Source organism: Cecembia sp. (assembly GCF_007126775.1).
Classification (GTDB): Bacteria; Bacteroidota; Bacteroidia; order Cytophagales; family Cyclobacteriaceae; genus Cecembia.
In genome coordinates this window covers 1-14,123 of record NZ_SLAP01000066.1, presented here as the reverse complement: position 1 = coordinate 14,123, position 14,123 = coordinate 1, and the positions used below count along the sequence as shown (strand labels likewise).

8 protein-coding genes are annotated in these 14,123 nt (G+C 40.5%); 4 read left to right on the top strand and 4 right to left on the bottom strand.

Annotated features, from left to right (window positions below; genetic code table 11):
* Nucleotides 1–103: 103 nt before the first annotated feature.
* The gene (locus QZT73_RS04525) at nucleotides 104–1,885 is read left to right on the top strand and encodes a glycoside hydrolase family 9 protein (protein WP_291786819.1); all 1,782 of its coding nucleotides are present in this window, start codon (nucleotides 104–106) and stop codon (nucleotides 1,883–1,885) included.
* A gap of 60 nt (nucleotides 1,886–1,945) precedes the next feature.
* On the opposite strand, the gene QZT73_RS04520 is transcribed toward QZT73_RS04525, so the two are convergent.
* The gene (locus tag QZT73_RS04520; RefSeq protein WP_291781056.1) at nucleotides 1,946–3,442 is read right to left on the bottom strand and encodes a trypsin-like peptidase domain-containing protein; all 1,497 of its coding nucleotides are present in this window, start codon (nucleotides 3,440–3,442) and stop codon (nucleotides 1,946–1,948) included.
* Between the two features lie 445 nt (nucleotides 3,443–3,887).
* Here QZT73_RS04520 and QZT73_RS04515 point away from each other — a divergent pair, with 445 nt between their 5' ends.
* Nucleotides 3,888–6,350, top strand: a complete 2,463-nt coding sequence (locus tag QZT73_RS04515) for a mechanosensitive ion channel domain-containing protein (RefSeq protein ID WP_291781059.1) — start codon at nucleotides 3,888–3,890, stop codon at nucleotides 6,348–6,350.
* A gap of 497 nt (nucleotides 6,351–6,847) precedes the next feature.
* Here QZT73_RS04515 and rlmB read toward each other — a convergent pair whose 3' ends face one another.
* Together rlmB and QZT73_RS04505 are read right to left on the bottom strand one after the other, a co-directional pair.
* Complete coding sequence (gene rlmB / locus QZT73_RS04510) at nucleotides 6,848–7,621, bottom strand: 23S rRNA (guanosine(2251)-2'-O)-methyltransferase RlmB (RefSeq protein WP_291781062.1); 774 nt, start codon at nucleotides 7,619–7,621, stop codon at nucleotides 6,848–6,850.
* Nucleotides 7,594–8,844, bottom strand: a complete 1,251-nt coding sequence (locus QZT73_RS04505) for a GWxTD domain-containing protein (protein ID WP_291781065.1) — start codon at nucleotides 8,842–8,844, stop codon at nucleotides 7,594–7,596. The genes rlmB and QZT73_RS04505 overlap by 28 nt, the downstream gene beginning before the upstream one ends.
* A gap of 48 nt (nucleotides 8,845–8,892) precedes the next feature.
* On the opposite strand from QZT73_RS04505, the gene QZT73_RS04500 reads away from it, so the two are divergent.
* Nucleotides 8,893–9,669 (top strand): class I SAM-dependent methyltransferase, encoded by a 777-nt coding sequence (locus QZT73_RS04500; RefSeq protein ID WP_291781068.1) that lies wholly within the window; start codon nucleotides 8,893–8,895, stop codon nucleotides 9,667–9,669.
* Nucleotides 9,670–10,121: 452 nt separating this feature from the next.
* Here QZT73_RS04500 and QZT73_RS04495 read toward each other — a convergent pair whose 3' ends face one another.
* Entirely contained in the window at nucleotides 10,122–13,103 is a 2,982-nt protein-coding gene (locus QZT73_RS04495; RefSeq protein ID WP_291781071.1) for a DUF2723 domain-containing protein, read from the bottom strand.
* Between the two features lie 577 nt (nucleotides 13,104–13,680).
* Between QZT73_RS04495 and trxA the strand changes: the two genes are divergently transcribed.
* Nucleotides 13,681–14,001, top strand: a complete 321-nt coding sequence (trxA, locus tag QZT73_RS04490) for a thioredoxin (protein ID WP_291781075.1) — start codon at nucleotides 13,681–13,683, stop codon at nucleotides 13,999–14,001.
* The last annotated feature ends 122 nt before the right edge of the window (nucleotides 14,002–14,123 follow it).

Below are 14,123 nucleotides of genomic sequence, written 5' to 3'. Positions count from 1 at the left end.
TTACCTATGAAAAATAAACCGGTCTATCAAAATTGAGGATAAAAAATCTTTCTTTCTGATTAAATTGGAAAGTATCATTAAAAACCATAAACCCGCTCAGCACATGTTTAATTTATTACTCCTGTTTGCTGTCTTTTGGACAGGTCCGAACAATCCCGAAAATACAGCAGTCCATATCCGCATCAATCAGTTGGGCTATCTCACGGAAGACTCCAAGGTAGCTGTAATCTTTGGCAAAAAGCCTATTAAGGAGTCTTTTCAATTGATTGACCACAACACCGGTAAGGTGATAGGAGAATTCAAATCTCAAAGGTTAAGAAAAGACAATTGGGGTGGTTTTGAATACAGTGAAGTTGATTTTAGCCAAGTCCAAAAGAGCGGATCCTACTTTTTAAAAGGGAAAAGATCAGAGGCAACCTCCACCATTTTCAGGATTGGTGATGATGCCTATGGAAATCATCAGGAGACCTTGTTGGAATTTATGCGGCAACAACGCTGTGGCTACAATCCTACTTTGGACATGGTGTGCCATGAAAAAGATGGCAGAAGCTTCTTTGGCCCTATGCCTGACAGCACTTTTGTAGACCTCAGCGGTGGCTGGCATGATGCGGGAGATCAACTCAAATACCTTATCACTTCCAGCTATGCCACAGCCCATATGCTGATGGCTTATGAGATGTACCCGGACAGGTTTGAAGACAAGGTCAATGCCTTGGGACAGCCATGGCCAAATGGCATTCCCGACATTTTGGATGAAGCAAAGTGGGGCCTGGATTGGATCCACAAAATGCACCCTGCCCCAGATCAATTGTTCCACCAAGTGGCAGATGACCGGGACCATAGAGGTTTCAAAATCCCCAATCAGGACAATTCGGATTATGGTTGGGGAGAAAATCAATATCGTGCGGCATATTTTGCTACTGGTAAACCACAAGGATTGAGACAATATCAAAGCGAGGCAACAGGGGTTGCCAATCTGGCGGGCAGAAGTGCTGCTGCCATGGCATTGGCTGCAAGGATTTGGGAAAAAGACCTCAATGATCCGGTATTTGCAGCAAAATGCAAAAGAGCGGCCATTTCACTCTATAATTTGGGAAGAGAAAAAGAAGGTTTCCAGCAGGGAAACTCCTATGGCGCCCCTTATCGATACAATGAAGAGACATGGGCGGATGATATGGAGTGGGCGGCTGCAGAACTTTATAAGCTAACAGGAGAAAATGACTACTTAGATCAGGCAAAAAAATACGCCTTAATGAGCAATACGGAAGACAGCTGGACAGTCAGAGATTCTGCTGCTCATTACCAGCTTTATCCATTTATCAATATGGGGCATTATTCCCTGCATGAAGTAGTTGATGAGGATTTTAAAAAAGTATTGGAAGGCTATTACCTCGATGGTATCAAATACACACTTCAGAGGGCTGAAAAAAATCCTTTCCATATTGGTGTTCCTTTTATTTGGTGTAGCAATAACCTGTTGACCAGTTTGGTCACTCAAGTAATCCTCTACGAAAAAATGAGTGGAGACAAAAGCTTCGAACCCTTCCTCTCCGCACAAAGGGATTGGTTGTTTGGACGGAATCCTTGGGGAACTTCCATGTTTACCGGAATTCCGGAAGGTGGAGAGTATCCTGTAGAAGTTCATACCAGTCTTTATGTCTTATTGGATTTACAGGTTCCTGGGGGATTGGTAGATGGCCCCGTGTATACTTCTATTTATAACAATCTGATCGGATTGACCTTGCTAAAGGAGGATAAGTTTGCAGACTTCCAAAATGAACATGTAGTCTATCACGATGATGTAGGAGATTACAGTACCAATGAACCGACCATGGACGGAACAGCAGGAGCTATATTGATGATGAGTCATTTCAGTAAAAAATAAAAAGACCAATCCAAAATGGACTGGCCTTTTTTAACTATAAACACAAAACAACTTGATGCATTATTCAATTTTAACCTCGAAATAGTATTCCTGACCATTTGGATAAACACCCAGAACAACTACTTCCTCTCCTTGATTATCCGACAATACCATGGACATATCCTCCGCATTGCTGATTCTAAATCTTCCATCTGATCCAATAACAGAGGTAATGATAAAGCCGACTTTGGCCCCTGACTTTTTCCAGGAATCATTGTCAATGGAAATAATTGCCGCACCACCTTGGATTTTTAACCTGTTTTTTACGTCTGCTTTTACATCTTCAAAGACCACCCCGGCGAAATTAAAACGTTTTGGTGCTTCTTTCCTGACTATTTTTGTATCACCGGAAATATTCTTAAGCATTGCAGTTGTATTTTGCTCTTTTCCCTTTCTGAGATACCTCACATCCACTTTGTCTCCCGGCCGTTTTCTAGCAACCATTTCTTGGAGCTTGGCCACATTAAAGGTTTCGGCTCCATCAACACCGATAATTATATCTCCTTTTTTCAGTCCGGCCTCCTCACCGCCGCTACCTTCGTTTACATCAACGATGTATACACCACGGGCGACATCTAATTTTTCGCCTAAATATTCCTCCAGCTCAGGACTGACGTCCCTAATCTGAACTCCCAATAACCCTCTTTGAACTGTTCCGAATTCCAACAAATCATCCATCACTTTTTTCACAATAGAAGTGGGAATAGCAAAAGCATACCCATTAAAAGTACCAGTCCTAGACGCAATAGCTGTATTGATACCAATGAGTTCACCAGCCAAATTAACCAAGGCCCCACCAGAGTTCCCTGGATTTACCACAGCATCTGTTTGTAGAAAGGATTCAATCTGCAGATTGTTTTCCATATCCCTCAAAATTCCAATATTTCTTGCTTTTGCACTGATGATACCTGCTGTCACTGTGGAGGTAAGGTCAAAAGGATTACCAACAGCCAATACCCACTGTCCTACTAAGACCTGATCGGAATTCCCAAATTTCACGAATGGCAAGCCCTCAGCTTCAATCTTCAATAAAGCCAAATCCGTGGTTGGATCTGTTCCAATAACTCTTGCAGAATAGCGGGAATTGTCTTCTAAAGAAATATCAATCCTGGTTGCATTTTCGATGACATGATTATTGGTTACGATATATCCATCCTCTGAAATGATCACCCCTGAACCAGAGCTTCTACCTTCCCTAGGGGCTCCTCCTCTATCCGGCATTCTAAAACCGAAAAACTCCTCAAAGGGATCAGCTCCACGCTGTCCTTGGGAAACCGTAACGGTACTCTTTACATGAACTACCGCAGGCGTTACCATTTCGGCCGCAGCTACAAAATTAATCCCGTCAGGCACGGTAAATTTTTCGGCATTCAAATAATTGACCAGACTGGATTCCTGTTTTTCTGTGAAATTAGATGCCGAGTTTTGCTTGGAAAGGTAACTGGCTCCCGCAAGGGCAACTATTCCCCCAATCAATGAAGCAAGAATAATTCCTAAGAAAAATTGCTTTTTGTTCATTTTATCTATGTTTTAAGTTCATATTTAGTACACGTAATATATTATCATGGGGTCACAAAAATCAAGCAGATTTCTTCAAATGGCAGAAGTTTTTAACATTGTTTAACCCGGATTATGCATTAGGGTTCGTACTAGCCTGTACCGATGAATATCTGGAAGAGATCACAACACAAAAGAATCAGCCTTTTAGCGAATGAAGCATCCCATAAGTACGGGATAGTGAACTAAATGCACTGAAACTATTGATTCTGTCTGCCGCGCGGATGAGCTCTTAATAACTTGTGCGCCGCGGCGTAGAAATTCTAATAGATATTTCGGGTTTAACTGCCAGCCTGATTTTTATATTCCATTTATACTAACAACAAAAAAAGACTGGCTGGGTTTCAATGCTTCCTCTAATTTATTTCAATCTTAAAAATTCTCATTACATTTAAAAGAAAAAACTGTGCGCTTTAATTTTTACTTTCTGTCCGTTTTTTTCTTCCTCTTGGTGATATTATTGTCAAGTTCGTACAGCCTTGGCCAAGAAACTACAACCTCTATAGACAGCTTATTGGAATTCTCAGAACAAAAAGTTGCTCCCGAGCAAATTTTAGAAGACCGGCGGAGCTTGGAGGAAAATATTAAAAAAGCACAACAATTTACTTTTCAACTGAATAGAATCAACCAAGTTGTCAACAGCCCTTTAGATACACTTTTGCTACAGGAGGGGATTCCTAATGCTGAACGCTACTTAGAAATCGTAGGCCAACGCCTGGATAATCAGGATTCAAAAATTAACCTTCGTTATCTTAATGCGCTGGAAAACTGGCTCAATTATATACTTGAAGATTTAAACAAAGGGCAAGAAAACATAAACCAAAGGGTAGACCAATTATTCGCAGTCAGATTAAAATTGGATTCCATCAAGAGAGATGAATTGACCCGAAGTTCTTTAAGGGATACCACCCTACTTCCTGGCTACCAACAAACCATCACGAGTTTAAATGACAGGCTTGTCAAAACGGACAGCACATTAAATCAAGAAAGGTTTTTAGCCGCTGGATACCAATCACGGATATCCAATCTCATTATCAGGATGAATGACATCGAGGAGCGCTTAGAAGCCCAAAAAAGGTTATTGGAAAGGGCTCTATTGGAAAAAGAAACAAATTACCTTTGGGAACCCAACGCTTTTCCTTCTACCGAACGTCTGATTTTTATTTTCAGGGATTCTTTTAAGTTCAATTTAAATATCACACGCAATTATATCAATAATCATCTTGGCAATAACCTCCTTTTAATTTTGCTATTTGGGCTCCTTTATTATATGAGTCTTCAAAATTTAAAGAAAATCAGAAAAGAAAAAGAATTTTCTGAGTTGATCATGAACAGGATAAAGTATGTGAACCGATACCCACTTTTTGCATCGCTAATTATTATCATGTCTATTTCCCCATTTTTATACCCCAACCCCCCTGTTTCCTTCTTTTCTTTTCTTTTGATTTTAAAAGTAACCATATCTGGTGTTTTACTTAGAAAAAGGATTGGATCCAATTCTATGAAAATTTGGGGATTATTTTTTGCTTTGTTTTTAATCAGCATAACAAGCAACCTTTACTGGGAGGTAGCTTACCAAGAAAGGTGGCATTTACTAATTCTTGGCTTATTGGGTATTTACCTGGGATGGCGGATGATCTCCCTAGAAAAAGAAAAAGAAGAGGCGCTTCCTAAATACATTCCGATAGCTGCTAAAATTTACATTTCCTTAAGTGTTTTGGGAATTTTGGCCAATATCCTGGGCAGATTTTCCTTGGGTAAAATGATCGGTATCACAGCTACGCTGAGCCTGATGCACGCTGTCCCATTGGTCATTTTTGTTGCTATAATAAGAGAAATGATCTATTTACAGATTGAAGTAAGCCGGGCCAATGAAAGGGATTTTACCTCAGTGATTGATTATTACGATATACAGAAGCGAGTTAACCGTTTTGCTTCCTACCTGGCAATAGTTATCTGGGGTTATTTTTTCCTGGAAAGTCTTGGTATTTTGGACTCAATATTAAGGAGAGTAGGTGATTTTTTATCTCAACCCAGAAATATCCTCAATGCTACTTTCAACTTTGCACAAATTGGTATCTTCTTCCTTATCATATATATCGCTACTTTTCTTGCCAATAGTATTGCCTATTTTACCCAGATAAGGGACCAACAAAGTGATGCGCAGCGATCCAAAAAAATGGGTTCTTCTGTTTTACTTATCCGTCTGGCATTGCTGATCACCGGCTTTTTGATTGCAGCAGCCGCATCGGGTATTTCCATGGACAAAATCACCATTGTATTGGGTGCTTTTTCTTTGGGTATAAGTTTTGGGTTACAAACCATCGTCAATAACCTGGTATCAGGGGTAATTCTAGCTTTCGAAAAACCCATTCAGATAGGCGATACCGTACAGGTAGGGAATATTGAAGGCGTTGTCAAGGACATCGGTATCAGAGCCAGTAAAATTAAAAACTGGGATGGGGCAGAAGTGATCATTCCCAATGGCGACCTGCTTGCCCAATCATTGACCAACTGGACTTTATCTGATAAACAAAGAAGAGTAGAGCTAATCATAGGCGTTAGCTACAATGCGGACATGGACCTTGTCACACAGCTTATCCAAAAAGAGTTAGAAGTGGAAGGCATTCTTCATTCTCCTCCTGCCAGGGTATTACTTCAAACCTTTGCTGACAATTCTGTTAATTTCAGAGTACTCTTTTGGGTAAATGATGTAGATGTATGGGTTATCATGCGTGACCAGGTGATGAGGGCCATTTTCAAGTCATTTAAAGAACATGGGGTAGAAATCCCTTTCCCTCAGCGGGATTTACATGTCAAAAGCTTTCCCGGTTTAATCCAGGAGAAAGTGTTCAAGGCTGATGATTGATATCAGGAAACAAGTAGCATTTAAAATGGAAAGACGGGGATATCCATGTTGGATCAGGTCATAAATTCCAAGATTATCCGTGGCTTCCAGCCCCGGTCGGAAACATACCTTGCCGTCAACTTTGGGATAGGCCTCCGACCTATCCTATTATATCTAGGGCCTTCAGCCCTATTTTGTGCACCTCCAAAACAAAAGATTAGTGTAATTTATTGAAATTAGTGTTCGACTCCTTTGGAGTCGGGATTCCCGAATGTAATAATTGCTTCACAAGCCCTGGTTTTACCCGGGGCAAATACCCTAAAGGAATTAAACCCCTTTCGGGGTTGTCTTGTCACTATTTTAAGCAATTACCTTAATGAATCCCTTAAAAGCCTTAACTACTTAATGGTTTTCTCCAGCCCTGCAACCTGGCCTCCAGAATCCCTATACTCTCGGAAAAGGCTCTGTCCTACCTTCCGCCTCTAAGTCTCTAAGTCTCGCCTCTCGTTTCTCTCAGTCTACTGCCTCTGCCTTATCGCCTCATAAATTACGACAGCAGCAGAGACCGACACATTCAAACTTTCAATCTTTCCGGTTAGGGGAATTTTTACGGAAGTATCGGATTGTCCCATGAGTTCATCTGAAATCCCATCTTCCTCTGAACCCATGATCAACGCAGTTGGAAGGGTAAAATCCGCTTCATACATCAACTGCTCTGTTTTCTCTGTAACGGCTACTACCTGTAAACCCATTTTTTTCAGATCCTTCACCGTGTAATACAAGTTCTTGACACGTGCGATTGGCAGGTGATTGAGTGCACCAGCCGAAGTCTTTACAGCATCGGAATTAATCTGTGCACTTCCTTTTTCAGGAATTACAAGGGCATGTACCCCTGCACATTCGGCCGTACGGGCAACGGCCCCAAAATTCCTAACATCCGTAATTCTGTCCAATATCAGGATCAAAGGAGCTATTCCTTTGGAAAAGCAGGATTCTATGACATTGTCCAATGAAGCATACTGAATAGCTGACATGTGCGCTACGACACCTTGATGATTCTTTCGGGTGATTCTGTTAAGCTTGGCATCAGGTACCCGCACTATTGGGATCCTCTCTTGCTTGGCCAAGGACAAAAGCTCTTTGATCAATTCGTTGTTTACTTCTTTGTCAACGAGAATTTTATCAATGTCTTTACCCGCATGGACGGCCTCCATAACTGCCCTTGTGCCAAAAATGAAATCTTTATCGTGCTCTCCTTTATTGATTAGAAAACCATCTGTCCGTTTCTCCATGTAGTGATGCTTTTAAACCATTCCGGCTGAATAGCCCTTGAACGGTTGAGTATATAATAATTAGGGCTCAAGATATTTTTGACCCGTGCAAAGGTAAAGGTAATTTTTGAATTGGAGTTAGCACTTAGATAAGACCATACCTCTCCATTGGCCCTAAAGAATACTTCATTCGGTGGCCCCATCACTATATAGACCATTCCCCTATCCGTTTTCCAGCCTTCTTTGAAATCTGTAAAAAGAATATTGGCAAATTCTATTTGTTTGAAATACTCCCTGATTACGTTTTTTGCGGTTTCTTCCTCCTTCACCATTCCTATCCAGTATTTGTCCAAAGCCAGTTTTTTATCTTCTGCTTCCTTTAGCGCCTCATGTTCCCTTCTTGTAGAAATATAAGCAACCATTTCGATCATTTCTTCATAATCCTTTACCCTTGGGAAAGCCTCATGGGCAGTTTTCATAAGCATACCCTGTGCAGAATTGGTGTCTGCCTGAATAAAATAATATCCCTCCATATCAAAGGATTTTGGGGTGTTTAAAAAGAATTCACCCTCATAATTCACCTCTATTTCCCTGGGAACATTGGCAGGCCTAATCTCCATAGGGGGTAAGGGAATGTCAAATTGTGTGGGGTAATGAAAAGTATGCAAATTAATTCCAGTTCTACCCCTAAATTCAAGTGGTTCATTTTTCTGGATAAAGGTCTGATCAAAGGGAATTCTATCCCCATAATATGCCCAAAAATCAGGATGACCAAAAACATAAGGACTCAAGAGGTCTATATGGTAATAATAATTATCTCCTTGACGGGTATCAGTGACCTGTAATAAGGCAACTGCAATCTCCTGATCATCCGGTATTCTAACCTGCTTTTCAAAATAAAAATGAAAATCTGTATTGATTACCAAGTCTGCCTGGGATAGCGGTATCAAATTTTGCGCTGTAATCGGTTCTTGATAACTGCCAAGAACAGCATAAGCAAAATTATAGGTATCGAAATCACTATTCTCTTCAATTTTTTCCACGGGCATTTGAAGAAGAAAAGTCCGCTCATCTTCCTTGACAGGTATAATTTTCAGGGCTAGTCGGGAATATCTTGAGTACCTCAATGCCTGGTCAATGGTTTCTAAGGTCTGTTGGGCCATAATTGAAACCGGCGCCAAAATTACAAGCAGAAAGACAAATGCCAGGACTATTGGTTTTATTTTGGTGTTGATTTTGGTCATCTGTTTTAAAAATTAAACGTAATTTTGCCCAAATTAATGAAATTTTAGATGGCTACCTATACTACTGAGATTGCTTCTGACCAATTGATAAGCGACAACCCCATTCATCAACGCCTATTAAAGGCCTATATTGCCGCAAAACCTTGGATTAAGGGCAGTTTGCTGGAGATAGGATGCGGTGAAGGAAGAGGAGTGGAAGTCTTAATTGAAAATGCACAAGATTATTTAGGAATAGATAAAATCCAGGAAGTCGTGGACAGATTGACCAAAAAATATCCTCAGGCCAATTTTAAACAAGCTTTTATCCCCCCTTTTGCAGGAATTGCAGACAATAGTTTTGATACTGTAGTGAGCTTTCAGGTAATAGAACATATCCAAGACGATCGCTTATTTTTAGAAGAGATCAATCGTGTGCTGAAACCAGGAGGAAAAGCCATTATTTCTACTCCTAACATTAGGCATACCCTTTCGAGAAACCCTTGGCATATAAGGGAATACAATGCCAAGCAACTTAGAGAATTATGCTTGGATGTTTTTGACAAGGTTACCCCAATGGGTATAGGGGGTAATGTAAAAGTGTGGGATTATCATGAAGCCAATAGACAATCTGTCAATAAAATAATGCGTTGGGATATTTTCAACTTGCAATACAAACTTCCTGCAGCTGTCCTTCGCTGGCCCTATGAAGTATTGAACAGGATAAATCGTAACAAGCTTCACCAACAAAAAGGAAATGCTGTGACCGATATCAGCCATGAAGACTTTACTCTAGAGGATAGTCCGGAAAAGGGATTGGATTTGTTTTTTGTGTTAGAAAAGAATTAATTGTATTTGATAAGCGTTCTAAACTTTCTTCCGGCTTCTCGGGATTTGTCCCGACCCCTCGGGATCTAGAAGAGATTAATTGGATTTTAAATCCATGATATCAAGGTATAGGGTTACAAATCCAAAAAAGCGGCAACGGGTTAACATATGATTTTTTTGAGGATTACAAATCCTACCTATCGCTCTTAGGGATTGCAAATCCCGAAGAGGGCCCAGCTTCCAGCCCCGGTCAGAAACATACCTTGCCATCAACTTTAGGATAGGCCTCCGACCTATCCTAAAATATCCAGAGCCTTCAACCCTATTCCTGTACAACTGAAAAACAGGAAATTAGTGTCCTAAAAACGATTTGCTAAATGACCTGTCTCTCAAAATTGGCCCAAGATCCCTTTTACCTTTTCTCTTCTCCCTTTCCCCTTTTTCCTTTTACCTTTTGCCTTGGCTCTTCCAACTTATCTTCTATCCAACATAGAACCTCCACCAATCGGCCCCATTACCCTTTCAAAATCTTTTCTGATCTGGGAAGAAAGTTCTGTATATCCTCTTTCATCCAACAATGGAATGAAGTATTTAAGCATTTCTGAAGATATCATCGCTTCCCGATCAAAATCCCTATCTTCTCTATTGTAGAATTCCAACATCTGAACGTATCTGTGCGATGATTGCTCTACAATATCCAAAGCAAGATCATCTTCTCCTACCTCAAACAATAAAGGAACCATCTGTCCGGAAGCCAGATCATAAGGGATGGCTTCGTTAGGCATTACCTGAAGGCTATACTTCATGATTTCAGCAGCTCTGTCCAGATCATCTTCATCCAATAGGGCAATGGCTATAGCGTTGATGGCTGAGCGGTGATTAGAGGTGAATCTTCTGTACTCATCATCAAAATAATTGTTGGGATCATCCATTCCACGGAAGGCAAAATTCTCCATGACATTCTTAAAGGCCAAATCTGAATTGACCAATTCTGTTCGCATGCCCTGAGGCTTCCTTACAGGCAGCAACCTATATGTAAGCCCCTCCATGACGACATGGTCTTCTATATCAAGGCTAATAGTGGCCAAGGAAGTGTTATTGAAGTAGATAGGCCTTTCCCAATTATTCGAGGCGATCAAATCAATAAGCATCAGATTTCCTTTTGTAAGGTAATTTCCTTTTACTCTCAGGTTCATTTGGTCTACCATTAATCCTTCCATACCCTCCGGAATAAGGCCCTGATTGTATACTTTTTCAATGTCTACATCCAATATCAGGTTTCTTGAAGGCACCATATTAAAAGTAGTCTTACCACCAGAAGAAAGTTTAAGCAGTTCGCTTTCATTTTTCAAGAGTTTCAAGTATTCACTTGCCGATATGGCTTCGAGGTTTTGCCTTTCCATCACATAAAGGACATCATTGGTTCCTTTTCTGTAATTTCTGAATTCCAGAGAAAATGGCAATGGCTCGGAATCATTGGCTTGTTTTGTCATTTGTTCTACATACCAATCGGTATCAAAATAACTCAAAACCACAACCCTAACATCCGTCCTGAAGCCCTCCACCTCTTGCACATACCAAAGGGGAAAGGTGTCATTATCACCTCCTGTAAAAAGGATGGCATTAGGCGCGCAGGATGCCAGAAAATTACGCGCTGAGTCTACTGAAAAGAACCTCCCCTGTCTATTATGATCATCCCAATTTTGAGAAGCCATCAAGACGGGAATGGGGAATGTGATCAATGTGGCCAACAAGGCAGCAAAGGCCATATTTTTATTGAGTTTGGCAATCCAATGGGCCAAAGCCATTACTCCTATCCCGATCCAAATGGCAAAGGCATAAAATGATCCAACATAGATGTAATCCCTTTCTCTAGGCTCTACCGGCGGGGAATTGAGATACAATACCAGCACTACCCCCATCATTAGAAATAACATACCGGTCACATAAAAGGATTTGGGGTCGTTTTTGGCTTGAAAAAACAAACCTATCAACCCTAAAAGTAGAGGCAGCATAAGGTAATTATTATGCGCTTTGTTTTCTTTGATATAATCCGGGAATCTATCAGAAAAGAAGTCGGTGATACCCAACCAAGGTGCATCTGAGTAATCACTTTCTCTTCCGGAGAAATTCCACATGAAATACCGCCAGTACATATGCCCCAATTGATGGGAAAACATAAAATAAAGATTATCTCCAAAAGTGGGCTTTTGGCCCTCCCTCAGGCCTAACTTGGAACGGTAAATTTGTTTATGTCTTTCCTGGGTAGAATAAATACGTGGTAAAATAGTCGTTCTATCAGAATCATATTTTGTAACAGTACTGTAATCCACTATCTCATATTTTTCTTTTCCCTTAACATAAATGGGTGCACCATCAGTTTGATCGACTACCTCTGCATCAAAATACTGTCCATGCAACAAAGGCCTGTACCCATACTGCTCTCTTTTCAGGTAAGAAACGAAGCTGATAATGTCTTTAGGGGCATTTTCATTAATTACCGGGTTCTGGTTAGAACGAATGACAATCAATGCGTAAGAACCATACCCAATCAATACAAATGTCAATGACAAAAGGATGGTATTGAGGACTACCTTCTGCTGCCTGATGGAGTAAAATATACCATATATCAGAGATCCAAGAAATAAAGTTGAAAATACCACGATACCCGATCCAAAAGGAAGACCAATACTATTGACAAAAAATATTTCCATTGAGCCAGCAATACTGGGCAGGCCAGGAATAATGATATTATTGATGATGATCAATGCCAGGCCACCAACTGATAATGCGATAATACCCCCTTTCAGGTTTGGGTTATTGTATTTTTTGAAATAATAAATCAGCGCTAAAGCAGGCAAGGTTACTAAGTTGAGCAAGTGAACCCCAATTGATAATCCTACCAGATAGGCGATAAATATCATCCAACGGTTTTCTTCTCTGGGGTCCTGAATCGTATCCCACTTCAAAAACGCCCAGATTACCACTGCTGTGAAGAAAGAAGACATGGCATAAACTTCTGACTCTACAGCTGAAAACCAGAAACTGTCGGTAAATGTATAGGCCAAAGATCCAATCAAACCAGCACCCATAAGCATGATGGTCTGACCTTTACTTTCTTCTCCAGCTTTGATTTGAAACAATTTTTTACCCAAGAGCGTAATGGACCAAAACAAAAATAAAATGGTAAGTCCTGAGAATAAGGCACTGCCAACATTCATCCAAAAAGCAACTTGCAGTACATCCCCCAACGCAAAAAAAGCAAACATACGGTAGATCAAAAGAAAAAATGGTGCGCCTGGAGGGTGGGGAACCTGAAGTTTATAGGAAACCGCAATAAACTCTCCTGGATCCCAAAAACTGGCTGTTTCTTCTACTGTTAGTACAAATACCATGGTAGCAACCAAAAATACCAACCATCCAGTGAAGTTATTGACCTTTTTATAATCAAGCATTTTTATAGAGAAATAGTTGTGAAGGGCGAAAATAATCAATTAATCCTAATCCAATATCAAATTAACAGCTTTTAACCCCGCTTCTCTAAATTTGTCCCAACCCCTCGGGATCGGGAAGCGATAAAATAGATTTCAAATCCATGATATCAAGGTTTGGGGTTATTAATTCCAAACAGGGGAAACGGGGGAACATGTAATTTTTTTGAGGATTACAAATCCTCCCTATCGCTCTTCGGGATTGCAAATCCCGAAGAGCTCGGCCAGAAACATACCTTGCCGTCAACTTTGGGACAGGCCTCCGACCTATCCTATTATATCCAGGGCCTTCAGGACTATTCCTGTATATCTGAAAAACAGGAAATTCGTGAAATTAGTCAAATTAGTCGCTTAAAAACTATTTCCTAAAAAACCTTATCTTTTTAATGGTTCCACTTTCGAAATTCCCCTTCCAACCTCCCCCTTCAGCCCACCTCCTTAGAAAATTTCAGTAAAGTAATCTTGGTCTGTGATTAATATTACTGTATGACAGTCTTTAAGTATTCTATTTTTGTAATGTTCAAATTAAACATTATACAACATGAGTACACAACCAAAAACATTCAGCGAACTGATTTCAGGAGATCAGCCTGTACTGGTGGATTTTTTCGCCACTTGGTGCGGACCTTGCCAAATGATGCAACCTATTCTTGAAGATACATCTAGGCAGCTGGGTGAAAAAATCAAAATAGTAAAGGTTGATGTTGACAAAAATCCTTTAGCGGCAAGTAAATTTCAAGTCCGAGGAGTCCCTACTTTAATCCTGTTTCACAAAGGACAAGCCGTTTGGAGACAATCCGGAGTAGTCCCTGCCCATCAATTAGTCAATATTGTAGAGGGGCATTTAACTGAGAAAGTTTAATCCTACCAAGGACAGGTAATTTTACCCGTTACCCTAAAAAAATTGGCATTTACATAGAGGAGAATGACAAATTAATTGGTAAGGCCTCGGCAAGCTCGGCCACCGGATAAGCCGTAAATAAG

Bases quoted from the DNA above. Each gene is read 5' to 3' on its own strand.
- trxA (WP_291781075.1), top strand. From the start codon at position 13,681: ATGAGTACACAACCAAAAACATTCAGCGAACTGATTTCAGGAGATCAG.
- QZT73_RS04525 (WP_291786819.1), top strand. From the start codon at position 104: ATGTTTAATTTATTACTCCTGTTTGCTGTCTTTTGGACAGGTCCGAAC.
- QZT73_RS04520 (WP_291781056.1), bottom strand. From the start codon at position 3,442: ATGAACAAAAAGCAATTTTTCTTAGGAATTATTCTTGCTTCATTGATT.
- QZT73_RS04495 (WP_291781071.1), bottom strand. From the start codon at position 13,103: ATGCTTGATTATAAAAAGGTCAATAACTTCACTGGATGGTTGGTATTT.
- rlmB (WP_291781062.1), bottom strand. From the start codon at position 7,621: ATGGAGAAACGGACAGATGGTTTTCTAATCAATAAAGGAGAGCACGAT.
- QZT73_RS04500 (WP_291781068.1), top strand. From the start codon at position 8,893: ATGGCTACCTATACTACTGAGATTGCTTCTGACCAATTGATAAGCGAC.
- QZT73_RS04505 (WP_291781065.1), bottom strand. From the start codon at position 8,844: ATGACCAAAATCAACACCAAAATAAAACCAATAGTCCTGGCATTTGTC.